25 protein-coding genes are annotated in these 24,799 nt (G+C 62.2%); 7 read left to right on the forward strand and 18 right to left on the reverse strand.

Annotation, left to right across the window (positions count from 1 at the left end):
* Positions 1–14: 14 nt before the first annotated feature.
* The 7 genes from CNX70_RS27020 to leuS form a co-directional block, all read right to left on the reverse strand.
* Positions 15–1,217 carry a THUMP domain-containing class I SAM-dependent RNA methyltransferase gene (locus tag CNX70_RS27020; protein ID WP_425269214.1) on the reverse strand — a complete coding sequence of 401 codons (1,203 nt, stop codon included), beginning with the start codon at positions 1,215–1,217 and terminating at the stop codon, positions 15–17.
* 119 nt (positions 1,218–1,336) lie between these two features.
* Positions 1,337–1,951, reverse strand: coding sequence for a 2-hydroxychromene-2-carboxylate isomerase (locus tag CNX70_RS27025; protein ID WP_096238078.1), 615 nt, complete (start codon positions 1,949–1,951; stop codon positions 1,337–1,339).
* 10 nt (positions 1,952–1,961) lie between these two features.
* Positions 1,962–2,399: a CopD family protein gene (locus tag CNX70_RS27030; protein ID WP_096238079.1), complete on the reverse strand. Its 438-nt coding sequence runs from the start codon at positions 2,397–2,399 to the stop codon at positions 1,962–1,964.
* Between the two features lie 69 nt (positions 2,400–2,468).
* Entirely contained in the window at positions 2,469–3,740 is a 1,272-nt protein-coding gene (locus CNX70_RS27035; protein ID WP_096238080.1) for a glutamate-5-semialdehyde dehydrogenase, read from the reverse strand.
* 23 nt (positions 3,741–3,763) lie between these two features.
* Positions 3,764–4,780: a DNA polymerase III subunit delta gene (gene holA / locus CNX70_RS27040; protein ID WP_092802781.1), complete on the reverse strand. Its 1,017-nt coding sequence runs from the start codon at positions 4,778–4,780 to the stop codon at positions 3,764–3,766.
* Positions 4,781–4,790: 10 nt separating this feature from the next.
* On the reverse strand, positions 4,791–5,393 hold the full coding sequence (locus CNX70_RS27045; RefSeq protein WP_096238081.1) for an LPS-assembly lipoprotein LptE: 603 nt from the start codon (positions 5,391–5,393) through the stop codon (positions 4,791–4,793).
* Between the two features lie 2 nt (positions 5,394–5,395).
* The gene (leuS, locus tag CNX70_RS27050) at positions 5,396–8,035 is read right to left on the reverse strand and encodes a leucine--tRNA ligase (RefSeq protein ID WP_096238082.1); all 2,640 of its coding nucleotides are present in this window, start codon (positions 8,033–8,035) and stop codon (positions 5,396–5,398) included.
* Positions 8,036–8,167: 132 nt separating this feature from the next.
* Here leuS and CNX70_RS27055 point away from each other — a divergent pair, with 132 nt between their 5' ends.
* The gene (locus CNX70_RS27055; RefSeq protein WP_244198969.1) at positions 8,168–8,956 is read left to right on the forward strand and encodes a helix-turn-helix domain-containing protein; all 789 of its coding nucleotides are present in this window, start codon (positions 8,168–8,170) and stop codon (positions 8,954–8,956) included.
* Between the two features lie 77 nt (positions 8,957–9,033).
* Positions 9,034–9,399, forward strand: a complete 366-nt coding sequence (locus CNX70_RS27060) for a VOC family protein (protein WP_096238702.1) — start codon at positions 9,034–9,036, stop codon at positions 9,397–9,399.
* Between the two features lie 157 nt (positions 9,400–9,556).
* On the opposite strand, the gene CNX70_RS27065 is transcribed toward CNX70_RS27060, so the two are convergent.
* The gene (locus CNX70_RS27065) at positions 9,557–10,462 is read right to left on the reverse strand and encodes a LysR substrate-binding domain-containing protein (protein WP_167389725.1); all 906 of its coding nucleotides are present in this window, start codon (positions 10,460–10,462) and stop codon (positions 9,557–9,559) included.
* A gap of 159 nt (positions 10,463–10,621) precedes the next feature.
* Here CNX70_RS27065 and CNX70_RS27070 point away from each other — a divergent pair, with 159 nt between their 5' ends.
* Both CNX70_RS27070 and CNX70_RS27075 read left to right on the forward strand, forming a co-directional pair.
* Positions 10,622–11,803 (forward strand): acyl-CoA dehydrogenase, encoded by a 1,182-nt coding sequence (locus CNX70_RS27070; RefSeq protein WP_096238083.1) that lies wholly within the window; start codon positions 10,622–10,624, stop codon positions 11,801–11,803.
* Positions 11,803–13,050 (forward strand): CaiB/BaiF CoA transferase family protein, encoded by a 1,248-nt coding sequence (locus tag CNX70_RS27075; RefSeq protein WP_096238084.1) that lies wholly within the window; start codon positions 11,803–11,805, stop codon positions 13,048–13,050. Before CNX70_RS27070 ends, CNX70_RS27075 begins: the two co-directional genes overlap by 1 nt.
* Positions 13,051–13,151: 101 nt before the next feature.
* Here CNX70_RS27075 and CNX70_RS27080 read toward each other — a convergent pair whose 3' ends face one another.
* From CNX70_RS27080 to CNX70_RS27090, 3 genes are read right to left on the reverse strand one after another with little or no spacing between them, the layout of a single operon-like run.
* Positions 13,152–13,478 (reverse strand): barstar family protein, encoded by a 327-nt coding sequence (locus CNX70_RS27080; protein WP_096238085.1) that lies wholly within the window; start codon positions 13,476–13,478, stop codon positions 13,152–13,154.
* 8 nt (positions 13,479–13,486) lie between these two features.
* Positions 13,487–14,296, reverse strand: a complete 810-nt coding sequence (dapB, locus tag CNX70_RS27085) for a 4-hydroxy-tetrahydrodipicolinate reductase (RefSeq protein ID WP_092711959.1) — start codon at positions 14,294–14,296, stop codon at positions 13,487–13,489.
* 19 nt (positions 14,297–14,315) lie between these two features.
* Entirely contained in the window at positions 14,316–14,963 is a 648-nt protein-coding gene (locus CNX70_RS27090; protein ID WP_244199208.1) for an outer membrane protein assembly factor BamE, read from the reverse strand.
* A 195-nt stretch (positions 14,964–15,158) separates the two neighbouring features.
* Between CNX70_RS27090 and fur the strand changes: the two genes are divergently transcribed.
* Entirely contained in the window at positions 15,159–15,590 is a 432-nt protein-coding gene (gene fur, locus CNX70_RS27095) for a ferric iron uptake transcriptional regulator (protein ID WP_096238086.1), read from the forward strand.
* 172 nt (positions 15,591–15,762) lie between these two features.
* Here the strand turns inward: fur and hrcA are convergent, their stop codons facing one another.
* Both hrcA and CNX70_RS27105 read right to left on the reverse strand, forming a co-directional pair.
* Complete coding sequence (gene hrcA / locus CNX70_RS27100) at positions 15,763–16,779, reverse strand: heat-inducible transcriptional repressor HrcA (RefSeq protein WP_096238087.1); 1,017 nt, start codon at positions 16,777–16,779, stop codon at positions 15,763–15,765.
* A gap of 117 nt (positions 16,780–16,896) precedes the next feature.
* A complete protein-coding gene (locus CNX70_RS27105; protein WP_167389726.1) occupies positions 16,897–17,622 on the reverse strand; it encodes an HAD family hydrolase in 726 nt (241 codons plus the stop codon).
* A gap of 243 nt (positions 17,623–17,865) precedes the next feature.
* On the opposite strand from CNX70_RS27105, the gene CNX70_RS27110 reads away from it, so the two are divergent.
* Both CNX70_RS27110 and CNX70_RS27115 read left to right on the forward strand, forming a co-directional pair.
* The gene (locus CNX70_RS27110; protein WP_096238088.1) at positions 17,866–18,468 is read left to right on the forward strand and encodes a hypothetical protein; all 603 of its coding nucleotides are present in this window, start codon (positions 17,866–17,868) and stop codon (positions 18,466–18,468) included.
* Positions 18,469–18,504: 36 nt separating this feature from the next.
* Entirely contained in the window at positions 18,505–19,086 is a 582-nt protein-coding gene (locus CNX70_RS27115; RefSeq protein WP_096238089.1) for a DUF4369 domain-containing protein, read from the forward strand.
* Positions 19,087–19,272: 186 nt separating this feature from the next.
* Here the strand turns inward: CNX70_RS27115 and mmsB are convergent, their stop codons facing one another.
* Genes mmsB through CNX70_RS27140 form a run of 5 tightly spaced genes read right to left on the reverse strand, consistent with a single transcriptional unit; the run spans position 19,273 to position 24,794 of the window.
* A complete protein-coding gene (mmsB, locus tag CNX70_RS27120; protein WP_096238090.1) occupies positions 19,273–20,178 on the reverse strand; it encodes a 3-hydroxyisobutyrate dehydrogenase in 906 nt (301 codons plus the stop codon).
* A gap of 20 nt (positions 20,179–20,198) precedes the next feature.
* On the reverse strand, positions 20,199–21,329 hold the full coding sequence (locus tag CNX70_RS27125) for an enoyl-CoA hydratase/isomerase family protein (protein WP_096238091.1): 1,131 nt from the start codon (positions 21,327–21,329) through the stop codon (positions 20,199–20,201).
* The gene (locus CNX70_RS27130) at positions 21,322–22,107 is read right to left on the reverse strand and encodes an enoyl-CoA hydratase (protein WP_035822702.1); all 786 of its coding nucleotides are present in this window, start codon (positions 22,105–22,107) and stop codon (positions 21,322–21,324) included. The genes CNX70_RS27125 and CNX70_RS27130 overlap by 8 nt, the downstream gene beginning before the upstream one ends.
* On the reverse strand, positions 22,104–23,264 hold the full coding sequence (locus CNX70_RS27135; RefSeq protein WP_096238092.1) for an acyl-CoA dehydrogenase family protein: 1,161 nt from the start codon (positions 23,262–23,264) through the stop codon (positions 22,104–22,106). The genes CNX70_RS27130 and CNX70_RS27135 overlap by 4 nt, the downstream gene beginning before the upstream one ends.
* A gap of 9 nt (positions 23,265–23,273) precedes the next feature.
* Complete coding sequence (locus CNX70_RS27140; RefSeq protein WP_096238093.1) at positions 23,274–24,794, reverse strand: CoA-acylating methylmalonate-semialdehyde dehydrogenase; 1,521 nt, start codon at positions 24,792–24,794, stop codon at positions 23,274–23,276.
* Positions 24,795–24,799 lie beyond the last annotated feature (5 nt).

The raw sequence follows: 24,799 nt of genomic DNA on the forward strand, positions 1-24,799 counted from the left end.
CGCAGTAGGTTTAATCAGATATTTTTAGGTTTTGCTTCTTCGCGGCGGTTGTATCCCGCCACCATATCAAAGCGGAACAAACGGCATTCCAGCGCGCCGTTGAAGAAAGGCGTCTTGCGCGCTTCCTTCAACCGCAGCAGCTTGGGCAAGCCCAGGTCGGCCGTGAAGAGGAACACGGTCCAGCCGGCGAAGCGCTGCTTCAGGGTCGTGCCCATGGCCGAATAGAAGGAGGTCGACAATTCATCTTCCGGGATGGTGCTGTCGCCGCGCACGCCGATACGCTCGCCGTACGGCGGGTTGGTCAGCATGATGCCCGGCACGTCGCTTGGCGGCTTGACTTCCTGCGCCTCGATCTGTTTCAGGGGCACGTCGAAGCGCACGCCGGCGCAACGCAGGTTATGGCGCGTCATGGCCACCATGTCGCCCGAAATATCGCTGCCGAAAATCGTCGGCTCAAGCGGCAGCGGATTGACCTTGATGGCGTTTTTCATGGCATTCCACGGTGCCGGATCGAAGTCGTGGAAGTTTTCAAAGGCAAACTGGCGCGTGGCGCCGGGCGGAATTCCCTGCAGCATCTGCGCCGCTTCGGCCAGGATGGTGCCGGAACCGCACATCGGGTCGAACAGCACCATGCCCGGCTTCCAGCCCGACACGCGCAACAGGCCGGCGGCCAGGTTTTCGCGCAGCGGCGCGTCGCCCGTCTCTTCGCGCCAGCCGCGCTTGAACAGGGCTTCACCCGAAGTGTCGAGGTAGACGGTGAACGTGTGCGCATCGAGGAAGCCGACAATGCGCATGTCCGGCGTCTTGGTGTTGACCGATGGACGCTCGTTGAACTGGTCGCGGAAGCGGTCGCAGATCGCATCCTTGATTTTCAACGTCGTGAATTCCAGGCTGCGCAGCGGCGACTTCACGGCCGTGACGTCGACGCGGATCGTGTGGTGCACGCCGAACCAGTCTTCCCACGATTGCGCCAGGGTCAGGTCATAAATATCATTTTCCGTCTTGTAGCCGGAATGGGCCATGCGCATCAGCACGCGCGAAGCGATGCGCGAATGCAGGTTGATACGGTAGGAGTCGAGCAGGTCGCCCGAGCAATGTACGCCGCCCGGTACCTGGTTGTGGACCTTCATGGTCGAACTATCCTGGGCGATCTCGCCCAGTTCCTCGGCCAGCGCCGCTTCCATGCCGCGCGGGCATGGGCAAAAATATGAAGCCATGGTGTACCTTTTATCCGTTGAAAAACACGTTCAATGAAAACCCCAAAAAAGGCCGGGGTCGTACCCTCAGGGTACGACCCCAGTTCTGCTCTTGGGGTTACTAACTACTATTTAAACTATTACCTCTCCAGCGCGCGCTCGACAAAATCGAGGCGGTCCTGGCCCCAGTACCCTTCGCCATCGACGATGTACCACGGCGAGCCGAAGACGCTGGCGGCAGTCGCCGCCTCCGTATTGGCATCGTATTCGGCCTGCACGCTGGCCGTCTCCGACGTTTTCAGCAACTGGCGGCCATCGAAACCGGCATCCAGCGCGATCTGCACCAGTGTCTCTTCATCGCCGATATTGCGCTCTTCGGCCCACAGGCCACGCATGATGGCGTGCGCCAGGTTCAGCGACGCCTCCACGCCGTGCGCCAGGCGCGTGGCGATGATCAGCTTGGCCGAGGCTTCCGGCGAGACGGGGAAGAACTTTGGCTGCAAGGTCAAGGGCACTTGCAAAAAGGCCGACCAGCGCGCCAGTTCGGCCAGGCGATACGCCTGGCGCTGCGGTGCGCGCTTGGCCAGCGGCAGGCCGCCCGACACGCTGAAGACCTTGCCCAGGTCGAAAGGGCGCACGTCGATCTGTGCGCCCGTCTTTGCGGCGATGGCCATCAGGCGCGCGTGGCCCAGGTAGGTCCATGGCGAGTGGGGCGCGAAGAAATACTGCACGACTTTGCTCTGGCTTGCACTCATCTCGATTCCCTTAGAAAGGCTTGACCACGACCAGCACCACGACGACCAGCAGCATCACCACCGGCACTTCATTAAACCAGCGGAACCAGGTGTGGCTGCGCTTGTTAAGACCTTTTTCAAACTTGCGCAGGATGGAACCGCAGGCGTGGTGGTAGCCGAGCAGCAGCACCACGAACGTCAGCTTGGCGTGCATCCAGCCCGGCATCTTCACGCGGCCTTCACCGCCGCCATACAACATCCACATCAGTGCCAGCCCCAGCACCATCGCCGGCAGCGCCAGCAGGGACATGAAGCGGTACAGCTTGCGCGCCATCAGCAACAGCCGTTCCGTGGCCACCGTTTCCGTCTCCATCGCCAGGTTGACGAAAATACGCGGCAAATAAAACAGGCCGGCAAACCAGGACATGACGAAGATGATGTGGAAGGCTTTGGTCCAGAGAAAGAGCATGGGGTTCCCAGTGTCAGAGGTGGAGAAAAATGCGAGCACGGGCCGCCTTGTGGGCAACCCGCGAAGAGACTATTTACGGACTTCGCCGTGGCCAAAGACCACGTACTTGAGCGATGTCAGGCCTTCCAGTCCTACCGGGCCGCGCGCGTGCAGCTTGTCGTTCGAGATGCCGATCTCGGCGCCCAGTCCATACTCAAAACCATCGGCAAAACGCGTCGATGCGTTCACCATCACCGAGGCGGAATCGACTTCGCGCAGGAAGCGCAGCGCATCGCTGTAGTCTTCCGTGATGATGGACTCCGTGTGCTTGGACGAATACCGGTTGATGTGGTCCATCGCTTCATCGATGCCGTCGACGATCCTGATCGACAGGATCGCCGCCAGGTATTCGGTGGACCAGTCTTCCTCGGTGGCGGGCACCAGGTGCGGATAAGCGGCGGCGGCCAGGATCGCATGGCTTTCCGGATCGGCACGCAGTTCCACCTGCTTGGTCAGGTACAGTTCGGCCAGCTGCGGCAGCACGGTAGCGGCGATGGCGCGCGACACCAGCAGGGTTTCCATGGTGTTGCAGGTGCCGTAGCGGTGGCACTTCGCGTTGAAGCCGATATCGATCGCTTTCTTGATATCAGCCTTGGCGTCGATGTAGACGTGGCAGATGCCATCGAGGTGCTTGATCATCGGTACGGTAGCCTCGGCCATCAGGCGCGCGATCAGGCCCTTGCCGCCGCGCGGCACGATGACGTCCACGTATTGCGGCATGGTGATGAGGGCGCCGACGGCGGCGCGGTCGGTGGTGTCGATCACTTGCACGGCATCGGCCGGCAGGCCTGCTCCCAGCAAGCCCTCGGCCACCAGCTTGGCCAGCGCGCGGTTGCAATGAATCGCTTCCGAGCCGCCGCGCAAAATCGTCGCGTTGCCGCTCTTGATGCACAGGCCAGCCGCGTCCACCGTCACATTCGGACGCGCTTCATAAATGATGCCGATAACGCCCAGCGGCACGCGCATCTGGCCCACCTGTATGCCCGTCGGGCGGAATTTCATGTTCGAGATCTCGCCAATCGGGTCGGCCAGCGCGACGATTTGCGTCAAGCCTTCGACCATGGTGGCGATGGCGGCGTCGGACAGCGTCAGACGGTCCAGCATGGCCGGTGCCAGGCCGGCGGCAGCGGCCGCGTCGAGGTCGCGCTGGTTGGCCGCGCGCAGCAGGTCGGCGTCGCGCACGATGGCGGCGGCGATCAGGGTCAGGGCGCGGTTGCGCGTGGCGCTGTCGGCACGCGCCATGGCGCGCGAAGCGGCGCGCGCGCGCGTGCCCACGTCCTGCATATATTCTGTGATGTCCATGCTCGTATCCATATAGTTAAAAACTAGCCTCGGGCGATCTTCAGGCCCAGCTGCAACATGGCATCCCAGGCATCGCCCGCGTAGCCTTTGGCGCGCAAGCCCTTGATCATCTTGTCGACCTGCGCCGCCTGCTGCAGCGCCGCTTCCAGCACGGGCAGCGAGATGCGCCGCAGGGCCGGTTCCATCATCCGCTCGCGCGGACCCCAGATGCGGTATTCCTTCAGCAGCGCGCCCAATGGGCGCCCTTGTGCCATGCCGGCCTTCAATTTTAACAGCGTGCGGATTTCCTCGGAGACGGCCCATAACACCAGCGGCAGCGCCTCGCCCTCGCCTTTCAAGCCTTCGAGCATGCGCACCAGGCGCGCCGGATCGCCAGCCAGCATGGCTTCGGACAGCTTAAAGACATCGTAGCGGGCCACATTCAGCACCGCATCCTGCACTTGCTCATACGTCAGCTTGCCCGCCGCGTGCAGCAAGCCCAGTTTCTGGATTTCCTGGTGCGCCGCCAGCAAATTGCCCTCCACCCGTTCGGCGATGAAGTCGATGCTGGCGCGCTCCGCGCTCTGGCCCTGCGCGGCCAGGCGCTGGGATATCCAGGCCGGCAACTGCGCCCGCTCCACATTCGGAATCTCGATATACACGGCCGCCTGCTGCAGGCTGGCGACCCAGGCCGCCTTCTGCGTGGCCCAGTCCAGCTTGGGCAAGGTGATCAGGGTCAGGTTGTCGGGGCTGAGGTTTTTCGCATAGCTTTGCAGCGCCGCGCCGCCGTCCTTGCCCGGCTTGCCGGTGGGGATGCGCAGCTCAATCAGTTTTTTATCGCCGAACAGCGACAGCTCCTGGTTCGCCGCCAGCAGTTCGCCCCACTTGAAGCTGCGCTCCACCGTCAGCACGTCGCGCTCGGAATAGCCCTGCGCACGCGCCGCGCGACGGATCTTGTCGGCCGCTTCCAGCGCCAGCAAGTGTTCGTCGCTGGTGATCACATATAGCTGCGCCAGCGGCTTGGCCACATGCCCGTCGAGCGCGTCTATCCGCAATTGCATGGCGTCCCCGTTACTGCTGCGGGGCGGCCGGCGCGACCGGCGTCACGGGCGCCACCGACATGGCCGGCAGCACCGGCTTGATGGCGGCCAGGCGGCGCATGATCTGCTGCACCAGGTCGTTGCGCATGTCGCGGTACAGCGCCGCCTCCTCGGTTTCCTTGGCCAATACCTGCGACTCGTCGAAGGTAATCGGACGCACCAGGCTGATGGTGGTCGGTGCCAGCAACTGGTTGCCGGCCTTGTCCAGGACGCGGAAATTGATCGAATAGCCAAGTTGATACTCTTGTACGCGACCATTTTTGTTCAGCGACAAAATGGTCTTGGTACGATTCCTCTCCGGGTCGCTGAGCACTTCAAGGACAGCGTCGGCGCCATCCTTGGTGCCCACCACCTCGGTGCTGCCGATGGCGCGGATATAGCGCTTCAGGCCAATCGCCAGCGGCGATGTCTCGGGCAAGCCGATGTACATCGTCGCGAACGGCAGCATGAAACTGCCGTTCGAGCCGCGCAAATGAAAGCCGCAGGCCGACAACAAAACAGTCAGACCCAACGCCAGCACGGCACGGCGGCCCAACAGCGATGCTTGAGAGAAAGTCGGAGAGAAAGTCGTCATGATTACACCACGATGCTGATTAACTTGCCTGGCACGACGATGATCTTCTTCGGCGTGGTTTCGACGTACTTTTGCACACTTTCGCACGCCAGCGCAGCCGCTTCGATACTGGCCTTGTCCGCATCCTTGGACACCGTGATCGAGCCGCGCAGCTTGCCGTTCACCTGGATCATCATCTCGATCTCGGACTGCTCCAGCGCTTGCGGGTCGACCTGCGGCCAGGCGACGTTCAGCAGGTCGCCGTGCACGCCCGCGTAGCCCAGTTCCTGCCACAGCACGTGGGTGATGTGCGGCGCGACAGGATTGAGCAGGCGCAGGAAGATGGAGAAGCCTTCGGCGATCAGGGCCTTCGACTGCGCGCTATCGTCCAGCTTGGCCGATTCCAGGGTATTGAGCATCTTCATGCAGGCCGACACCACGGTGTTGTACTGGATGCGCTTCAAGTCGTAATCGGCTTGCTGCAGCAGCTTGTGCAATTCGCGGCGCAGGTTTTTCTGCGCGTCACCCGTGGCCGGTGCGGCGCCGCCAGCCAGTGCGGCTTGAATCGTGGCCGACTGGGCGTAGCCGAAGTTCCATACGCGGCGCAGGAAGCGGTTCGCGCCTTCGACACCGCTGCCCGACCATTCCAGCGTCTGTTCCGGCGGCGAGGCGAACATGGTGAACAGACGGGCCGTGTCGGCGCCGTACTGCTCGATCTGCGCTTGCGGATCGATGCCGTTGTTCTTCGACTTCGACATTTTTTCCGTGCCGCCGATTTCCACCGGCTGGCCATCGGCCACCAGGACGGCGCTTTGCGGACGGCCCTTGTCATCGAGCGACAGGCGCACGTCGTCCGGGTTGAACCAGGTGGTCTTGCCCACCGCGTCCTTGCGGAAGTACGTTTCGTTGAGCACCATGCCTTGCGTCAGCAGGTTGACGAACGGCTCGTCGAACTTGACCAGGCCGAAGTCGCGCATGATCTTGGTCCAGAAGCGCGCGTACAACAAGTGCATGACGGCGTGTTCGATGCCGCCGATGTACTGGTCCATCGGCATCCAGTAATCGTTGCGCGCGTCGACCATGGCGTCGTTCGAGCCTGGCGACGTATAGCGCATGTAATACCACGACGAATCGACGAAGGTATCCATGGTGTCCGTCTCGCGGCGCGCCGGCTTGCCGCACTGCGGGCAGTCGCACTGCAGGAAGGCTTCATATTTGTTCAGCGGATTGCCCGTGCCGTCCGGCACGCAGTCTTCCGGCAGCACCACCGGCAAATCTTTTTCCGGCACCGGCACCACACCGCAATCGGCGCAATGGATCATCGGAATCGGCGTGCCCCAGTAGCGCTGGCGCGAAATACCCCAATCGCGCAGGCGGAAGGTGGTTTTCTTTTCGCCCAGGCCCAGGTCTGCCAGGTCGGCGGCCACCGCATCGACGGCGGACGCGAAATGCAGGCCGTCGTATTTGCCGGAGGCGACACAGACGCCGTCCTTGCTGCCATACGATTCCTGCCAGGCGTCCGTCGAAAATTGCTGACCCTTGACTTCGATCACTTGCTTGATCGGCAGATTGTATTTCTTGGCGAAGCCGAAATCGCGTTCGTCATGCGCCGGCACGCCCATCACGGCGCCATCGCCGTAGGTCATCAGCACGTAATTGCCGACCCACACTTCCACTTGCGCGCCCGTCAACGGATGGGTGACGAACAGGCCGGTCGGCATGCCCTTCTTCTCCATCGTCGCCATGTCCGCTTCGATCACGGAACCGAGCTTGCATTCGGCGTTGAAGGCAGCCAGCGCAGGATTGCTTTGCGCAGCGTGGATGGCCAGCGGGTGCTCCGCGGCCACGGCGCAGAAGGTCACGCCCATGACGGTGTCCGGACGGGTGGTAAATACATACAGCTTGCCGTCGCCGATCAGGGCGCCATTCGCGTCCTTGATTTCATGCGGGAAGGCGAAGCGCACGCCCGTCGACTTGCCGATCCAGTTGGTCTGCATGGTGCGCACGCGCTCGGGCCAGCCCGGCAGCTTGTCGTCCACATACGCCAGCAATTCTTCCGCGTAATCGGTAATGCGCGCGTAGTACATGGGGATTTCGCGCTTTTCGATCAGCGCGCCGGAACGCCAGCCGCGGCCATCGACCACTTGCTCGTTGGCCAGCACGGTCTGGTCGATCGGGTCCCAGTTCACGGTACCGGTCTTCTTGTAGATGATGCCTTTTTCCAGCATCTTCAGGAACATCCACTGGTTCCATTTGTAGTATTCGGGCTTGCAGGCGGTCATTTCGCGCGACCAGTCGATGGCCAGGCCCATCGATTCCATCTGCTGCTTCATGTGGGCGATGTTCGAATACGTCCATTGCGCGGGCGGCACGTTGTTGGCCATGGCCGCGTTTTCCGCCGGCATGCCGAACGCATCCCAGCCCATCGGCATGAGCACGTTGTAGCCGTTCATGCGCAGGTAGCGGTACATCACGTCATTGATCGTATAGTTGCGTACGTGACCCATGTGCAGCTTGCCCGAAGGGTAAGGCAGCATCGAGCAGGCAAAATACTTGCCTTTTGGGAAACGCGGGTCGTGTTCGACGGCTTTGTAGGCGTCGATCGCCTTCCAGTGCGATTGGGCGGCTTGTTCGACGTCGGCGGGACTATATTTATCTTGCATGATGTGCGGCCAATAGTGGATATGAACCGAGCATTATACTGGTTGTCGCCGCCCGATAGCGCGGCGCGCTGGCGGCCCGGCCTGGCAAATTTTGGCCGGCGCACAATTATGCTGTGTAATATATGGGCAATCTTGTTCTTTGCATCAAAGCCGGCCATGATCGTCTACCAGGAATATCTGCCCATTCCCGCCCTGCGGCCCTGGCTGGACTGCGTCTGGACCTGCCGCGTGCAGACGGGCGCCACACCCGTCACGCACCAGGTCTTGCCCGACAATTGCATCGACATCCTGTGCCAGGACCAGCAGGATGCCAGCTTTGCCGTGGGCATGATGACGGTGCCGATTGCCGTCGCCAGCCTGGGGCTGGTGCAGACGGTGGCGGCCCGCTTCAGGCCGGGCGCGGCGGCGTCCTTCTTCCAGCTGCCGCTGTGCGAACTGAGCGATGGCCGCACGGGACTGCGGCAACTGTGGGGCCGCGAGCTGGCGGCACGCCTGGGTGACGCGCTGTGGAGCGAGCCCTTGTCGAATGCACAAAGAGTTTCTGTTTTGCAAGATTATCTGCTGCTGCGCCTGCGCAGCGCGCCGCCACGGCACCAGGCCGGCGCGGCCGGACATGCCATCGCGGCCATTGAGGCAGCGTCCGGCCAGGTGCGCGTGGAGGAACTCGCCGCGCAATTGGGTGTGTCGCGCCAGCACCTGGCGCTGCAATTTCGCCAGCACGTCGGCATCAGCCCGAAATTGTTTGCCCGTATTTGCCGTTTTCGCGCTGCCAGCGCCGGCATGCAAAGCCTGGCGGGGCAGCCGGACTGGGCGCAAGTGGCCTTGCAATTCGGTTATTTCGACCAGTCGCACCTGATCCGCGACTTCCAGGATTTCGCGCACAGCTCGCCCGAGGCGTGGCTGACGGGCCGGCGCGCCTGAGCACCTTCCATTTTTCCAATCGCCCCGCACGCGCCGGTGGCATGATGGCGTTATTCTTCATTCACCAGGAGCAGAACATGATCAAGGGCTTACGCACCGTCACCTATCCCGTCCCCGACCTGGACCAGGCCAAAGCCTGGTACAGCCAGGTATTTAACGCGGCGCCGTATTTCGACCAGCCGTTTTATGTGGGTTTTGCCATTGGCGGCTTCGAACTTGGGCTGATGCCGGGCGGCGAGCCAGGCACGCAAGGCAGCGTGACGTACTGGGGCGTGGACGGCATCGAGCAGGAAGTCGAGCGCATCGTTGCGCTGGGCGGCACCTTGCACCATCCGATCACGGACGTGGGCGACGGCATCCGCACGGTGGAGTTGCTCGACCCGTTCGGCAACCAGATCGGCCTCATCGACAATCCCCATTTCGAGACCGGCAAAGTCGTTTAAGAGCCTATCCCAGTAGGGAGCGTCTTCTGCTGGCAGTTCATCAGGAGCGCGGACAAGGCGTGAGGAGGACGCGTGGCGAGCCACGCGACGACGATCAACGCCGTCCCCGCTTCTGAGGGGCGCCAGCAGGGGATGTATTCATCTACTGGGATAGGCTCTAAGCCGCTTCGTCCTGCAGCCAGGTACGCAATTGCTGCAAGGCCGTCTTTTCATGCGCCGTTTCAGGCGTGATCAGGTAATACGCCCGCTGGCCGCGCAGTGGGCGCTCGCAGACGATGCGCAGTTCGCCACGCGCCAGTTCCGCCTCGACCAGCATGCGCGGCAGCAGAACTGCCCCTTGCCCCTGCACGGCCGCCATGGCCAGCATGGAAAACAGTTCGTAGCGGGCGCCGTAATGCGCCCCATCGCGTCCTTCGCCCTCCACCTGCATGGCGTCAAACCACTGACGCCAGGCGCCCGGACGCGTACTTTGCTGCAGCAAGGTCAGTTCCAATACATCGTGCGGCTGCCAGTCACTGCGCGCCGCCAACAGGCGCGGGCTGGCGACGGGCACGATTTCTTCGTGCATGAGCAAAGTGGCGCGCGTGCCGGGCCAGCGCGCCAGCTGCTCGGGCGTGCCCGCATACAGGGCGCCGTCGTATTCCGTATCGGCAAACATGAACGGTTTTGTATACGCGTCGATATGCACGACGATGTCGGGGTGCAGCCCTGCCAGCGAGCTCAGGCGCGGCATCAGCCAGCGCGTGGCAAAGGTGGGCACGGAAGCGAGCTGCAAGGCCCCGCCGCCACCCTGGCGCGCCATGGTGTCGAGCGTGTCGCGCTCCAGGCCATCGAGGCGGGCCGCGATCTGGCGCGCATACGCGGCGCCGGCGCTGGTCAGCAGCACGCCATGGCGCGTGCGCTGGAACAGTTGCACGCCAAGAAAGCTTTCCAGTGATGAAATCTGCCGCGACACGGCGCTTTGCGTCAGCGACAGTTCGCGCGCCGCGTGCGTGTAGCTCTGGTGGCGCGCGGCCGCCTCGAAACAATTGAGCGCCTGCAGCATCGGGATTTTGCGTGACATGGGGTATCCGGCCGGTGAAAGAACATCAGTATGCCGCAAGATATGCGTAACACGCATGTCTGGGTGCGAAAAAATCGTTTGCGCAAGGCTAGGCAAGAACCTACCATGAGCCATATTCAATCTTGCGCCGATCACCGGCGCTCACCTGCGAGGCCTGTGATGAGCAAAACCGTATTCGACTGGAATTCCCCCCTGCTGCTGGAAGAACAACTGACGGGCGACGAACGCGCCGTGCTGGAAGCGGCCCGCGACTATTGCCAAGGCAGCCTGGTGCCGCGCGTGCTCGAATCGTTCCGCCATGGCCGCACGGACGCAGCCATCTTCCGCGAAATGGGAGAATTGGGCTTGCTGGGTACGACGATACCCGAAGAATACGGCGGCGCCGGCCTGAACTACGTCTGCTACGGCCTGGCCGCGCGCGAAGTCGAGCGCGTCGATTCTGGCTACCGCTCGATGATGAGCGTGCAATCGTCGCTAGTGATGGTGCCGATCCATGCCTTCGGCAACGAAGAAACGAAACAGAAATACCTGCCGAAACTGGCGACGGGCGAATTTATCGGCTGCTTCGGCCTGACGGAACCGAACCACGGCTCCGATCCGGGCAGCATGGTCACGCGTGCGCGCAAGGTGCCGGGCGGCTACAGTCTGTCGGGCGCCAAGATGTGGATCACCAATAGCCCGATTGCCGACGTGTTCGTCGTCTGGGCCAAGGATGATGAAGGCGCGATTCGCGGCTTCGTGCTGGAAAAAGGCTGGAAAGGCTTGTCGGCGCCGGAAATCCACGGCAAGGTCGGCTTGCGCACCAGCATCACCGGCGAAATCGTCATGGATGAAGTGTTTTGCCCGGAAGAAAATGCCTTCCCCGACGTGCGCGGCTTGAAGGGTCCATTTACATGCCTGAACAGCGCCCGCTACGGCATCGCCTGGGGCGCGCTGGGCGCGGCGGAAGATTGCTATCTGAAGGCACGCCAGTACACGATGGACCGCCAGCAATTCGGCCGCCCATTGGCCGCGAACCAGCTGGTGCAAAAGAAACTGGCCGACATGCTGACCGAAATCACCATGGGCTTGCAAGGCTGTTTGCGCCTGGGCCGCATGAAGGATGAGGGTTCGCCCGCCGTGGAAATCACCTCTATCATGAAACGCAACAGCTGCGGCAAGGCGCTCGATATCGCCCGCGTGGCGCGCGACATGATGGGCGGCAACGGCATTTCCGACGAGTTCGGCGTCATCCGCCACCTGGTCAACCTGGAAGTGGTCAACACCTATGAAGGCACGCACGATGTGCACGCGCTGATCATCGGCCGCGCCATCACCGGCATCGCCGCCTTCAACAACTGATGGACGCCTTGGCTTCCACCCTGCGGCCCGCACCGCTGACCGGCTTGCGCGTGCTGGACCTGTCGCGCGTGCTGGCCGGCCCGTGGGCCGGGCAAATGCTGGCCGACCTCGGCGCCGACGTGGTCAAGGTTGAACAGCCGGGCCGCGGCGACGACACGCGCTCCTGGGGTCCGCCGTATCTGAAAGATGCAGACGGCCGCGACACCGCCGAGGCCGCCTATTTCCAGTGCGCCAACCGCAACAAGCGCTCCTTGTGCATCGACCTGGCCGTGCCCGAAGGCCAGGCGCTGGTGCGCCAGCTGGCCGCCGAAGCGGATGTCTTGCTGGAAAATTTCAAGCTGGACGGCTTGAAGCAATATGGTTTGGACGCGGCCAGCTTGCTGGCACTCAACCCGCGCCTCGTCTACTGCTCCATCACGGGCTTTGGCCAGGATGGGCCGTATGCGGCGCGCGCCGGCTATGACTTTTTGATTCAGGGCATGGGCGGCTTGATGAGCATCACGGGCGTGCCCGATGGCCAGCCGGGCGCCGGGCCACAAAAAGTGGGCGTGGCGCAAACGGACATCATGACGGGCCTGTACGCCACCATCGCCGTGCAGGCGGCGCTGGCCGAGCGCGAACGCTCGGGCCTGGGCCAGCATATCGACCTGGCCCTGCTGGACGTGCAAGTGGCGGCGCTGGGCAACCAGGCGGCGAATTACTTGTGCGGCGGCAAAGTGCCGCAGCGCATGGGTAATGCGCATCCGAACATCGTGCCGTATCAAGACTTCCCGACGGCCGATGGCGACATGATTCTGGCGATCGGCAACGATGGGCAATTTTCGCGCTTTTGCGCCGTCGCCGGCCACCCGGAATGGGCACAGGACGAGCGTTTCATGAGCAATCCGCAACGCGTGGCAAACCGGGCGATTCTGATTCCCTTGATGCGCCAGACCACGGTCATGCGCACGACAGCCGAGTGGATCAGCGCGTTCGAGGCGCAAGCCGTGCCGTGCGGCCCCGTCAACCGCATCGACCAGGTGTTTGCCGACCCGCAAGTGGTGGCGCGTGGCTTGAAAGTGGAGATGCCGCATCCGACAGCGGGGACTGTTGCGCTGGTAGCCAATCCCGTGCGCCTGTCCGGCTCGCCGGTGCAGTACCATTTGCCGCCGCCGTTGCTGGGGCAGCATACGCAGGAGGTGCTGCAGCAGTGGCTGGGCCTCGATGGCAGCCAGATCGACGGCTTGCGCGAGCGCAAGGTGGTGTAAATGTTGGTCGTCTGGACGTAGGTCGGATTAGCGCTTGCGCGTAATCCGACTTGCACAGCCAACAATGTTGTCGGATTACGGCCCGCAGGGCCTAATCCGACCTACTTCAATACCAGCTTCAGCGCCGGCTTTTCGCCATAATCTTCATAGCGCTCATTGATGCCGGCGATACAGAACGTCATTTCTTCCAGTAAATCAGGCACTTGCGCCTTCATTGCCTCTGCGTCTTGCACCACGATTTCCAGCACTTCGTTCGGTTTCAAACGGAACTGCGTCATGTTTTCGTCGTCGCGCAGGTAGCTGAGGCAATCGACCCAGGCATCCATGCTGTTGCCGTAGAATTCAGGGAAACCGAAGGCTGGCACGCATTGGGCGTGAAAGCTCGCTGCGTCGGTGATGTCTTTTCCATTCAGGATGGCAGTGGCCATGATCTTCCTCAGTTCTTCAGCGACAGCACATCCTGCATGTCGAACAGGCCGGTCGGCTTGTCCGCCAGGAAACGCGCGGCGCGCAGCGCGCCGTGGGCGTAGGTGACGCGGCTGCTCGACTTGTGGCTGATCTCGATGCGCTCGCCGATGCCGGCAAACAGCACCGTATGATCGCCGACGATATCACCGCCGCGGATGGTGGCAAAGCCGATGGTCGACGGATCGCGTTCGCCCGTCACGCCTTCGCGGCCGTACACGGCGCACTCTTTCAAGTCGCGGCCCAGGGCGCCGGCCACCACTTCACCCATTTGCAGGGCGGTGCCCGATGGCGCGTCGACCTTGTGGCGGTGATGCGCTTCGATGATTTCAATGTCATAGCCTTCGGACAGGCTTTTTGCCGCCAGTTCCAGCAACTTCATGGTGACATTCACGCCCACGCTCATGTTCGGCGCGAACATGATGGCCGTTTTTTCGGCAGCGGCGGCAATCGCCGCCTTGCCCGCGTCATCGAAGCCGGTGGTGCCGATGATCATCTTGATGCCGTGCTCGGCGCAATACGCCAGGTGCTGCAAGGTGCCTTCGGGACGCGTGAAGTCGATCAGGTAATCGGCGCCGGCCAGGCCGGTGGCCAGATCGGACTCGATCAGCACGCCGGCCGGCTTGCCCAGGAAAGCGGCGGCGTCCTGGCCGACGGACGGTGAACCAGCGCGGTCGAGCGCACCGGCCAGCACGGCGTCGGGGGCGTTGCTGACGGCTTCGATCAGGATATGGCCCATGCGGCCACTGGCACCAGCGATGGCGATTTTCAGTTCAGTCATTTTATTCTCTTACAACAGCTTATTTGGTGGGTTCGGCAGCAGGTGCAGGCTCGGCGGCAGGCGCCGTTGCAGGTGCAGGTGCAGGTGCAGGTGCAACGTCAGGCTTGCTCACAGGAATGGCAGGAGCGGCATCGGCCGGCACGGGCACGGCGCTCGGCGCCACGGGCGACGGCACGGCGGCGGCAGGCACGTCGGCCTTGGCGACCTTGGCGAACGGCGACGGACCGGCGATGCGGTCGATGTATTCTTTCTCGGTCGGCAAGTTGCCGCCTTCGAAACGTGCCACCTTGCCTTCTTTATCAAAAAACACAACCACGCGGCTGCTGGTGGTTTCGCCACTGCCCCGGGCCAGGCGGAACGGGTAATCCCAGCGGTCGGCATGGAAAATGTCGGTCAGCAACGAGGTGCCGAGGACGAAACGTACCTGGTCGCGCGTCATGCCCACTTTCAACTGGGCCAGCATCTCTTCGGAGACAAAGTTGCCTTGTTGAATGTCAGGACGATACGGCGAGAAAAACCACATGAATTTTTGCAGCGGCGTAATAGTGGTCGTTTGTGCGCCCTGTTCAGGGACCACTTCCTTGCCTTCTTTTTGGCTGGCTGCCGGCTTTTCGCCAAGGATGCCGCGGCTGGCGCAGCCGGACATGACCAGCGCGACACAAACCATGCCTGCCACGACTGGTGCTCGAAATGAAATACGGTGCCAGAGAGATGGCAATACAGCCGGTGTTACGCGCATAAATGACCTCAATTGGATGAACAAAACGCCAGGAGTGACCGGCCTGCCAAAAAATGCATATTTTGGCACTCCCCGACAAAACGCTATATGATAAAGCACCTGACCCACATACGAGCAACAAACATGAGTAACAATCCTAGTGATCTCAAGGCAAGCGGCCTGAAAGCCACCCTGCCACGCCTGAAGATACTCGATATCTTCCAGAGTAGCCCGGTACGCCACCTGACAGCGGAAGACGTCTATAAAATTCTGCTGGCCGACAATATGGATGTCGGTTTGGCAACTGTCTACCGTGTCCTGACGCAGTTTGAACAGGCAGGCTTGCTCAACCGCAACCATTTTGAAACCGGCAAGGCAATTTTCGAACTCAACGAAGGATCGCACCACGACCACCTGGTGTGCCTCGACTGTGGCCGGGTCGAAGAATTCTTCGACGAAGAGATCGAAATCCGCCAGCAAAAAGTTGCTGAAGAGCGCGGCTTCAAGATCGCCGAACACGCCTTGGCCATCTACGGCAACTGCATCAAGACGGCTTGCCCGCATAAAGCCGCCTGACGCTTGCCGGCCGCTCCCACGGGGCGGCTGGCAGTAATACTCGGCAATACAACGCCGGACAAAACCGTCGCGAGCGGAAGGGAGAGGTGGCCGAGAAGCGCAACCGTACTTTCAGTACGGTGAGCATCGCAAGCCGCCTATACCGACGCGCAGCAGGTTTGGTCAGGCGTCCCTAGTGATGGCTAAGCGCGCTCGACAGTAATTTAGCCGTGATATCGACGATCGGGATGACGCGCTCGTAGGCCATGCGCGTCGGTCCGATCACTCCCAACGTTCCCACGATCTTGCCGTTGACTTCATACGGCGCCGTCACCACGCTCATCTCATCCATCGGCACCAGGTTCGATTCGCCGCCGATGAAAATCTGCACGCCCGTCGCCTTGCTCGACACGTCGAGCAGCTGCATCAAGCCCGTTTTTTGCTCGAACATGTCGAACATCTGGCGCAGCGAATGCATATTCGATGACAGATCGCTCACGCTGAGCAAGTTGCGTTCGCCGGAAATCACCATGTCGTCGCTATGGTCGGCCATCGCTTCGCTGCCCGCTTCCACGGCTGCCTGCATCAGGCTGCCCATGTCGTCGCGCAGCTGGCGCAGTTCGCCCCGCAGGCGCACGCGCACGGCATCGAACGACAGGCCGCCATAGTTCTGGTTGATGTAATTGGCCGATTGCACCAGTTGCGCCGGCGTGTAGTCAGCCTCCGTCAGCAATAAACGGTTCTGCACGTCGCCGCCCGGGGCAACGATGACGAGCAGGATGCGCTTTTCGGACAGGCGCAGAAATTCAATTTGCTGGAACACGGATTCGCGGCGCGGACTGAGCACGACGCCGGCAAACTGCGACAGCGACGACAGCATCTGCGCCGCATTGGCGATGGTTTTTTGCGGCTGCGGTGTCTGCAGACGCATGCGCGATTCCACCATATGCTCGTCCAGGTGCCGGACGGTCAGCAAGGTGTCGACAAAGATGCGGTAGCCGCGCGGCGTGGGGATGCGTCCGGCCGAGGTGTGCGGACTGGACACATAACCGAGCTCTTCCAGATCGGCCATGATGTTGCGGATGGTGGCTGGCGACAGGTCCAGGCCGGAAATTTTCGACAGGGCGCGCGAACCAACCGGCAGGCCGTCGGCGATATAGCGCTCGACCAGGGCTTTCAGCAGTGTTTGGGCACGGGTATCGAGTTGCATGGTGTCTCAGGTAAGCAAATATTCTTTAAACAAACATATTGTTAATCAAGCGGCAACGACAGCGGCCGAACGTGCAATAACAGCACCTATTATGCACGTTCGCCCGTCCGGCGGCGATCAATCTTCCAGTTGCCCCTGCAGCCACAGCAGCAACTCGTCAAAGTTGGCACAGATGGCGTCGGGCTGCACACCGGCGGCCAGGTGGGCGTCGCTGCCCTTGCGGTTCATCCAGATGGCACGCATGCCCGCGCCTTGCGCTCCCGTCACGTCGAAATACAAATCGTCGCCGACATACACGGCCTCGCTCGGCGCCACGCCCAGCGCGGCGCAGCCGGCCAGGAAGATGCTGGCATCGGGCTTGGCCACGCCAAACTCGCTGGCGGCGATGGACACCTTGAAATGCTGCGCCAAGCCGATAATTTCAAGGTCCGCATTGCCATTCGAGATGGAGCCGAGCAGCATGCGCTGGCGCATCCAGGCCAGGCCAGGCAAGACGTCGTCATACGGCTGGACGCGGTTGCGCGCGGCCAGGAAGTGCACGATGGCCTGCTCGACCAGGGCGGCATCCTCGCCGGCGGTCTCGAAGGCGGCCAGCAGGCCGGCGCGGCGCAACTCGATCAAATTGCCATGGAAATGCGGTTGCGCATTGAGCATGGCCAGGCGGTGCTGGCGCAGCACCTCGATGGAAAACTGCTGCGCCACCCTGGGCGCATGCGTGGCCAGCCAGTCGTGCAGCAGGGTTTCGGCGGCGGCAATCACGGGCGCGATGGGCCACAAGGTATCGTCGAGATCGAACAGGATGGCCTTGGGCGGCACGGCGGGTTTGACAGGGGCAAGGGACATGGGACTCACGGTGGATGCCGCGCCACGATGCGCAGGCTGCATGTATTGTCGCACCGATCGCCGCCGCCGGCATGGCCGCGTACCGTGAAATGGGGCCGGGCCAGCGCTTCCCGGCGAAAAATTGTTACAGGGTGATACAAGGCAAGATCATTCGGCTTGCCAGATAGACTAAAATAGGCGCCATTCCAATGCGGCGCCAGCGTCCGCGTTGCGCTACCCAACCTAATTCGTTTTGGAGAATGTATGAAAAATTTGTACCTGCGCTCGATGCTGGCGGCGGCTTGCGCCGTCACACTGGCAGCTTGCGGCGGCAGCGGCGGCAACCTGTATCTGAGTGGCCAAGTCTCCAATCTGGCAAAGGATGGCCTGATTCTGCTGAATGATGGCGAAAGATTGCCTGTTCCTGCGGGCCAGTCCTCCTTTGTTTTCACCAAGCTGGTCAAGACCGATGACCGCTACGACATCAGCATCGCGGAACAGCCAAAAGGCGCCGTTTGCAGCATTACCAATGGCAGCGGCAAGGCAACGAGCTATTCCGTGAGCACGACCGTGGTGAGCTGCACGACCAACACCTACCCGCTGAGCGGCAAGATCACGGGCCTGACCGCTGGCGGCTTGCGCCTGGTGATGGGCCCCAACGGCATCAGCCCCCTGGCTGGCACCGACTCCTACAAATTCGATTCGGTACCTGACGGCGCCCCATACAGTATTTCCATACTGCCTCCCCAGCCAACGGGCCTGAAGTGCCGCTTCCAGGGTTCCACCAGCACCGACGGCAGCGATACGGTCGGCACGATGGGCTCTGCCCCCACGATCGCAGCCACACTCGACTGCACGCCGCAGTAATCCTTGCGATCCGTCACCTAATTTTTGGAGAAATACATGAAGTTATCCTTCCTGCGCCCACTCGCCGCGCTGCTGCTGACCCTGGGACTGGCCGCTTGCGGCGGCAAGGCATCGTATGATGTCAGCGGCACCGTCAGCAACTTGAACAACAATGGCCTGATCCTCGCCAATGGCGGAGAAGAGCTGCCGATTGCAGCCGGCCAGACCTCGTTCACCTTTAAAAAGCGCATCGACTATGGCACCGACTACAACATCACCTTCAAGCAACAACCGGCCCATATGACTTGCGGCATCAGTGGTGGCTCCGGTTCGGCTGGCCATTACATCAACATCAGCGCCGCTGTTTCTTGTTCACAAAATACGTATAGCGTGAGCGGCACGATTTCTGGTCTGACGGTAGACGGCTTGGTACTGATTAACGGTAATGTAACAACCATAGTGGCCAAGGATGCCAAGACCTTTACCTTGAGCGGCGCTGTCGCCGATGGCACCACCTATGGCGTCGGCGTCTCCACCCAGCCGAAGGGGCTACTGTGCGTCGTACAGCCAGGCACAGGCGCTGGCACCATGGGCAGCGCCAACGTCACCAACGTACAGATCGCCTGTAATCCGGTCTGAGTTGCGGGAACGGTAGCCGCCATGCGGCTACCTGGAAGAGATATCACGTAAATCTATAATAGATATTCAAAAGATAAATTGGAGTTATATGTGGCGATGCAGCATAATGCATCTGTCTCCTCCAACTCTTCCAAGAATTGGATTTAGCCCGCTTTTACCAGCGGGCTTTTTTTTGCCCAAAATTTCTCAGGCGGCAGGCGTTTGCAAACCAGGCTGCAGCATCTGCACGATGCTGGAGAAATCCTGCTGCGCATAACCGGCTTGCGCATGCATCTGGTACAGCTGGCGCACCAGGCCGCCCAGTGGCGTGGGGGCGTTTGCCGACAAGGCCGACTGCTGCGCCAGGCCCAGGTCTTTCAGCATCAGCGCCGTGCCGAAGCCGCCCGTGTAATTGCGCGACGCGGGCGTGCCCTCCATGACACCCGGCCACGGGTTGTACACTTCCAGGGTCCAGTTGCGGCCCGAGCTCTTGGCCATGATGTCGGACAACACTTTCGGGTCCAGGCCATGCGCCACGCCCAGGTTCAGCGCCTCGGCCGTACCGGCCATCAAAATGCCTAGCAGCATGTTGTTGCAAATCTTCGCCACTTGGCCCGCGCCCGCCTCGCCCGCATGGAAGATGTTCTTGCCCATCTTTTCCAGCAGGGGTCGCGCCTGCTGCAAGGCCGCATCGCTACCGCCGACGATGAAGGTCAGGGTGCCAGCCGCCGCGCCCGCCGTGCCGCCCGAGACGGGCGCATCGATCATGGCAAAGCCACGCTCGCTGGCTGCCTGCGCCACCTGGCGCGCCACATCGGCGGCGATGGTGCTGCAATCGATGAACAAGGCGCCGGGCTTGGCCGAGTCGAGCACGCCCCCGGCGCCCAGGTACAGTTCCTGCACGTGCTTGTTGGCTGGCAGCATGGTGATGACGGCGTCGGCCGTCTGCACGGCTGCGCTGGCGGATGCTGCCGCCGTAGCGCCTGCTTCAACCAGCGACGCCACTGCCGCCGGCGCCAGGTCGAATACGGACACGTGGAAGCCGGCGGCCACCAGGTTGCGGGCCATCGGCGCACCCATGTTGCCCAGGCCGATGAAAGCGATATGTTGCATATATGTCTCCTGTTATTCTTTTACTGTAGGTCGCGCAAAGGATGGCTATCCCATGGCGCCGTGAAATATTCATTGAGATACGCTTCGCTGACCTCGGCCAGGCTGGCCGGCTGCCATTGCGGCGCATTGTCCTTGTCGATCAGCAAGGCACGTACGCCTTCGCTGAAGTCCGCGTGGGCGCAGCATTGCACGGCAACAATGAGTTCCAGCTGGAACACTTGCGCCAGACTCAGGTGAAGAGTGCGCTCACGCATGGCCCACACCAGGGCGGCCGAAGTGGGCGCGCCCTTGCCCAGTGCATGGGCCGCCTTTTGCAGCCAGGCCGAATCGCCGTCATAGGCGGCAATGGCGGCCACCACTTCGGGCAAGGTGGGCGCTTGCGTCAAGGCGGCGATGGCGTCGAAGTTGGCGCGCACTTCGGAGACGGGCAGCATGGACGCCGGGGCCGAGAAGCCGCGCAGCAAACGGCTCAGCTGCTGGTGGTTTGCGGGCGCATCCACTTGCCATTGCGCCAGCGCCAGCGCGTCGAGCACCATGGCGCGCTCTTCCTGGCGCAGGAAATAATCACCGAGGCCCGCAAACAGGGCGTCGGCCGCGTTCATAGGCGCGCCCGTCAAGCCCAGGAACAGGCCGCTGCGTCCCGGCATGCGGCCCAGGAACCAGCTGCCACCCACGTCCGGGAACAGGCCGATCGTAATTTCCGGCATGGCGATACGCGTGCTTTCCGTCACCACTTTGTGGCTGGCACCGGCCATCAGGCCCAGACCGCCGCCCATGACGATGCCGCCGCCCCACACCAGCAGCGGTTTCACATACGTATGGATACGGTGGTCGAGCCGGTATTCCTCGGCAAAGAAGGCCAGCGCCTGCGGGTTCGGTACGACGCCCGACTGCTCGACCACGGCAGTGCGCAAGCTGCGCACGTCGCCGCCGGCACAGAAGGCCTTGTCGGTCGACGACTGCAGCACCACGCAGGCGATGGCATCGTCACCGGCCCAGCGCACCAGCGCGCCATCGATGGCGCGGATCATCTCCAGCGTCAGCGCGTGCAGGGACTTCGGTGCGTCGAGGGTGATGACGCCCAGCTTCATGCCGCCGGGGCAGTCGCGTTCCTCGATCCTGACAGTTTCAATACTGACGGTCTCAACCATTCTTCCACTCCGCAGGACGTTTTTCCAGGAACGCTTGCACGCCCTCTTTCTGGTCTTGCGTATCGAACAGGCCCAGGAACAGGGTGCGTTCGTCGGGCAGGGAATTGACCAGCGGATGACTGCGCGCGCCCTGGATCAGGGTCTTGCATGCCGTCACGCTGCTGGGGCTCTGGCGCGCCACCTTGGCGGCCAGGGCCAGGGCCGTGGCGGCAGCCTTGCCGGTAGGCACAACTTCCTCGACCAGGCCGATGGCCAGGGCCTTGGCCGCATCGACTCTTTCGCCACATAAAATCATGCGCTTGGCCCAGCCTTCGCCCACCAGCCACGGCAAATGCTGCGTGCCGCCCGCGCACGGCAGCAAGCCGACGGACGCTTCCGGCAAGGCCATCTGTGCGTGTTCTTCGGCAATGCGGATGTCGCAAGCGAGCGCGCATTCGAGCCCGCCGCCCATGGCATAGCCATTGATGGCGGCGATGCTGACGCCGCGAAACGCGGACAGCGCCTCGAACGCCTCGCCAAACGCGGCGGCCATGGCGAACGCCGTGTCCTTGTTGCCGTCGGCAAACACTTTCAGATCGGCACCAGCCGAGAAGAACTTGGCGCCGCCGCCGGTGATCACCAGCGCATACACGTCCGGATCGGCATTCAGGTCGGCCACCAGCTGCGTCAGCGCGTTCAGGCTGGCCAGGGTCCACGTGTGGGCGGGCGGGTTGTCGAGGGTCACCAGGGCCGTGTGGCCACGGCGTTCCAGCAGCAGATTGGTATACACTTTGCTCATCGTAAGGTCTCCGTGGCGCCGTCTTTCAAAATCGCTCGCGCGACGATCAGGCGCATGATTTCATTCGTCCCTTCCAGGATTTGATGTACGCGCGTGTCGCGCACGTGGCGCTCAAGCGGGTACTCGCGGATGTAGCCGTAGCCGCCGTGCAATTGCAGCGCATCGTTGGCGACATTAAAACCCACATCCGTGGCGAAACGTTTGGCCATGGCGCAATACGCGGTGGCGTCCGGGCTTTCCTGGTCCAGTTTCCAGGCCGCCAGGCGCACCATCTGGCGCGCCGCCACCAGTTCCGTCAGCATATCGGCCAGCTTGAATTGCAAGGCCTGGAACTGCGCCAGTTCGCGGCCGAATTGCGTGCGCTCCTTCATGTACGCTTGCGCCCGCGTCAAGGCCGCCTGCGCCGTGCCCACCGAGCACACGGCGATATTGATGCGCCCGCCATCGATACCCTTCATGGCAATGGCAAAACCTTCGCCTTCCGCGCCCAGCAAGTTACCAACAGGCACTTTCACCTGGTCGAAGCTGATGATGCGCGTAGGCTGGCTGTTCCAGCCCATCTTTTCTTCTTTCTTGCCATACACGATGCCGGGCAAGTTCGCCGGCACGGCAAACGCGGAAATGCCGGCCGCGCCTTCGCCGCCGGTTCTCGCCATGACGATCAGCATGTCCGTCTGGCCCGCGCCGGAGATAAACGCTTTCGTGCCGTCCAGCACATAAAAGTCGCCATCCCTGACAGCTTTGGTGCGCAAGGACGCCGCGTCGGAACCCGACTGCGGTTCCGTCAGGCAATAGCTGGCCAGCTTCTGGCCGGCGGCCAGGGCTGGCACCCACTCGTCGCACAGGGCTTCCGATCCCCAGCGCGACAGCATCCACGTGGCCATGTTGTGTATCGTGATGTAGGCCGTGGTCGAGGTGCAGCCGCCGGCCAGCTCCTCGAAGACGATGGCCGCATCCTGGCGGCTCAAGCCCAGGCCGCCCCAGCGCTGCGGCGTGTACAGGCCGCAAAAGCCCATCTCGCCCGCCTTGGCAATCGTTTCCACGGGGAAGATCGATTCCGCATCCCAATGCGCCGCGTGCGGCGCCAGTTCGCCTTCGGCGAACGCGCGCGCCGCCTGCTGAAACTCGCGCTGCTCGTCGCTCAATTCAAAGTCCATGGCAACTCCTTACTTGAGGCTGATGGTGGTGTTGACCTTGCCCACCGAGGCCGCGTCCGTAAACCAGCGCTGGGTAATCGTTTGCGTCTGCGTGTAGAACAGCACGACTTGCTTGCCGAACGGACCCAGATCGCCCAGTTTCGAGCCGCGCGAACCCGTAAAGCTGAACAGGGGAACAGGCACGGGAATGGGCACGTTGATGCCGACTTGCCCCACGTCAATTTCTTCCTGGAAATAGCGCGCGGCCGCGCCGCTTTGCGTAAACAGCGCCGTGCCATTGCCGTTCGGATTCGCGTTCACCAGGGCGATCGCTTCATCGAGGGTATCGACTTCGACGACGATCAAGACCGGGCCAAAGATTTCCTGGTCATACACGACCATGCCGGGTTTCACGCCGGAAAGGATGGTCGGGCCGACGAAGTTGCCGTTCGGATAGCCATCGACCTTCACGTCGCGGCCATCGAGGGTCAGCACCGCGCCTTGCTCGATGCCCTTGGCGACCAGGCTGAAGACGCGCTCTTTCGCCGCGCAGGAAATCACGGGGCCCAGGTCAGGATTGTCCTTGCCCGCACCGACCGTCAAGGTTTGCGCCTTGGCGGACAGTTCCGGCAGCCACTCGCGCGCCGCACCCACCAGCACGGCCACGGAAGCGGCCATGCAGCGCTGGCCGGCTGCGCCGAAACCGGCGCCCAGCAGCTGGTTCAGTGTCTGCTCCTTGTTCGCGTCAGGCAAGACGACGGCGTGGTTCTTGGCGCCCATCATGCATTGCGCGCGCTTGCCGTTCAGGCTGGCGCGCTGGTACACATGCGTGCCCACCTTGCTCGATCCCACGAACGAAATCGCCTTGATGTCCGGGTGGTCGCACAGGGCGTTGACCACGTCTTCGCCGCCGTGAATCACGTTCAGCACGCCTGCCGGGATGCCCGCCTGCAGGGCCAGGCGCACGAGTTTTTCCGTCACCAGCGGATCTTGCTCCGATGGTTTCAGCACGAAGGTATTGCCGCAGGCAATTGCCATCGGGAACATCCACAGGGGGATCATGGCGGGAAAGTTGAACGGGGTAATGCCGGCGCACACGCCCAGCGGCTGCATCACGCTGTAGGTATCGACGCCGCCGGCCACGTTTTGCGCGTATTCGCCCATTTGCAGGGTGCCGATATTGGCGGCATGCTCGACCACTTCCAGGCCGCGGAACACGTCGCCTTCCGCGTCGAGCAGGGTCTTGCCCTGTTCCATCGTCAAGGTGGCGGCCAGGTCGGCCATGTTTTCGCGGATCAGTTGCTGCAATTTGAGGAAAATGCGCGCGCGTGCGCCGATCGGCGTCTTGCGCCAGGTCTTGAAGGCGCGCTGGGCCGAGGCGATGGCGGCATTGACTTCATCGGGCGTGGCAAACGGCACACGCGCCAGCACTTCCTGCGTGGCCGGATTGACGACGTCGCGCCAGACGGTGGTTTGGGATTCAACCCACTCGCCGTTGATCAACAGTGGAACGGTCGGAACGTTATTGGCAGCAGCGGTTTGCGTGGTCACTCGGT

The sequence above is a fragment of the Janthinobacterium svalbardense genome (assembly GCF_002327145.1).
Lineage (GTDB): Bacteria > Pseudomonadota > Gammaproteobacteria > Burkholderiales > Burkholderiaceae_D > Janthinobacterium > Janthinobacterium tructae.

What these genes read in the sequence shown, in the direction of transcription:
- holA (WP_092802781.1), bottom strand. Translation starts at nt 4,780, where the DNA reads ATGCAATTGCGGATAGACGCGCTCGACGGGCATGTGGCCAAGCCGCTG.
- CNX70_RS27070 (WP_096238083.1), top strand. Translation starts at nt 10,622, where the DNA reads ATGAGCAAAACCGTATTCGACTGGAATTCCCCCCTGCTGCTGGAAGAA.
- mmsB (WP_096238090.1), bottom strand. Translation starts at nt 20,178, where the DNA reads ATGCAACATATCGCTTTCATCGGCCTGGGCAACATGGGTGCGCCGATG.
- hrcA (WP_096238087.1), bottom strand. Translation starts at nt 16,779, where the DNA reads ATGCAACTCGATACCCGTGCCCAAACACTGCTGAAAGCCCTGGTCGAG.
- CNX70_RS27130 (WP_035822702.1), bottom strand. Translation starts at nt 22,107, where the DNA reads ATGAGCAAAGTGTATACCAATCTGCTGCTGGAACGCCGTGGCCACACG.
- CNX70_RS27065 (WP_167389725.1), bottom strand. Translation starts at nt 10,462, where the DNA reads ATGTCACGCAAAATCCCGATGCTGCAGGCGCTCAATTGTTTCGAGGCG.
- CNX70_RS27110 (WP_096238088.1), top strand. Translation starts at nt 17,866, where the DNA reads ATGAAAAATTTGTACCTGCGCTCGATGCTGGCGGCGGCTTGCGCCGTC.
- CNX70_RS27080 (WP_096238085.1), bottom strand. Translation starts at nt 13,478, where the DNA reads ATGGCCACTGCCATCCTGAATGGAAAAGACATCACCGACGCAGCGAGC.
- CNX70_RS27020 (WP_425269214.1), bottom strand. Translation starts at nt 1,217, where the DNA reads ATGGCTTCATATTTTTGCCCATGCCCGCGCGGCATGGAAGCGGCGCTG.
- leuS (WP_096238082.1), bottom strand. Translation starts at nt 8,035, where the DNA reads ATGCAAGATAAATATAGTCCCGCCGACGTCGAACAAGCCGCCCAATCG.
- CNX70_RS27115 (WP_096238089.1), top strand. Translation starts at nt 18,505, where the DNA reads ATGAAGTTATCCTTCCTGCGCCCACTCGCCGCGCTGCTGCTGACCCTG.
- CNX70_RS27125 (WP_096238091.1), bottom strand. Translation starts at nt 21,329, where the DNA reads ATGGTTGAGACCGTCAGTATTGAAACTGTCAGGATCGAGGAACGCGAC.
- CNX70_RS27030 (WP_096238079.1), bottom strand. Translation starts at nt 2,399, where the DNA reads ATGCTCTTTCTCTGGACCAAAGCCTTCCACATCATCTTCGTCATGTCC.
- CNX70_RS27135 (WP_096238092.1), bottom strand. Translation starts at nt 23,264, where the DNA reads ATGGACTTTGAATTGAGCGACGAGCAGCGCGAGTTTCAGCAGGCGGCG.
- CNX70_RS27025 (WP_096238078.1), bottom strand. Translation starts at nt 1,951, where the DNA reads ATGAGTGCAAGCCAGAGCAAAGTCGTGCAGTATTTCTTCGCGCCCCAC.
- CNX70_RS27060 (WP_096238702.1), top strand. Translation starts at nt 9,034, where the DNA reads ATGATCAAGGGCTTACGCACCGTCACCTATCCCGTCCCCGACCTGGAC.
- fur (WP_096238086.1), top strand. Translation starts at nt 15,159, where the DNA reads ATGAGTAACAATCCTAGTGATCTCAAGGCAAGCGGCCTGAAAGCCACC.
- CNX70_RS27075 (WP_096238084.1), top strand. Translation starts at nt 11,803, where the DNA reads ATGGACGCCTTGGCTTCCACCCTGCGGCCCGCACCGCTGACCGGCTTG.
- CNX70_RS27090 (WP_244199208.1), bottom strand. Translation starts at nt 14,963, where the DNA reads ATGGTTTGTGTCGCGCTGGTCATGTCCGGCTGCGCCAGCCGCGGCATC.
- CNX70_RS27045 (WP_096238081.1), bottom strand. Translation starts at nt 5,393, where the DNA reads ATGACGACTTTCTCTCCGACTTTCTCTCAAGCATCGCTGTTGGGCCGC.
- CNX70_RS27105 (WP_167389726.1), bottom strand. Translation starts at nt 17,622, where the DNA reads ATGTCCCTTGCCCCTGTCAAACCCGCCGTGCCGCCCAAGGCCATCCTG.
- dapB (WP_092711959.1), bottom strand. Translation starts at nt 14,296, where the DNA reads ATGACTGAACTGAAAATCGCCATCGCTGGTGCCAGTGGCCGCATGGGC.
- CNX70_RS27035 (WP_096238080.1), bottom strand. Translation starts at nt 3,740, where the DNA reads ATGGACATCACAGAATATATGCAGGACGTGGGCACGCGCGCGCGCGCC.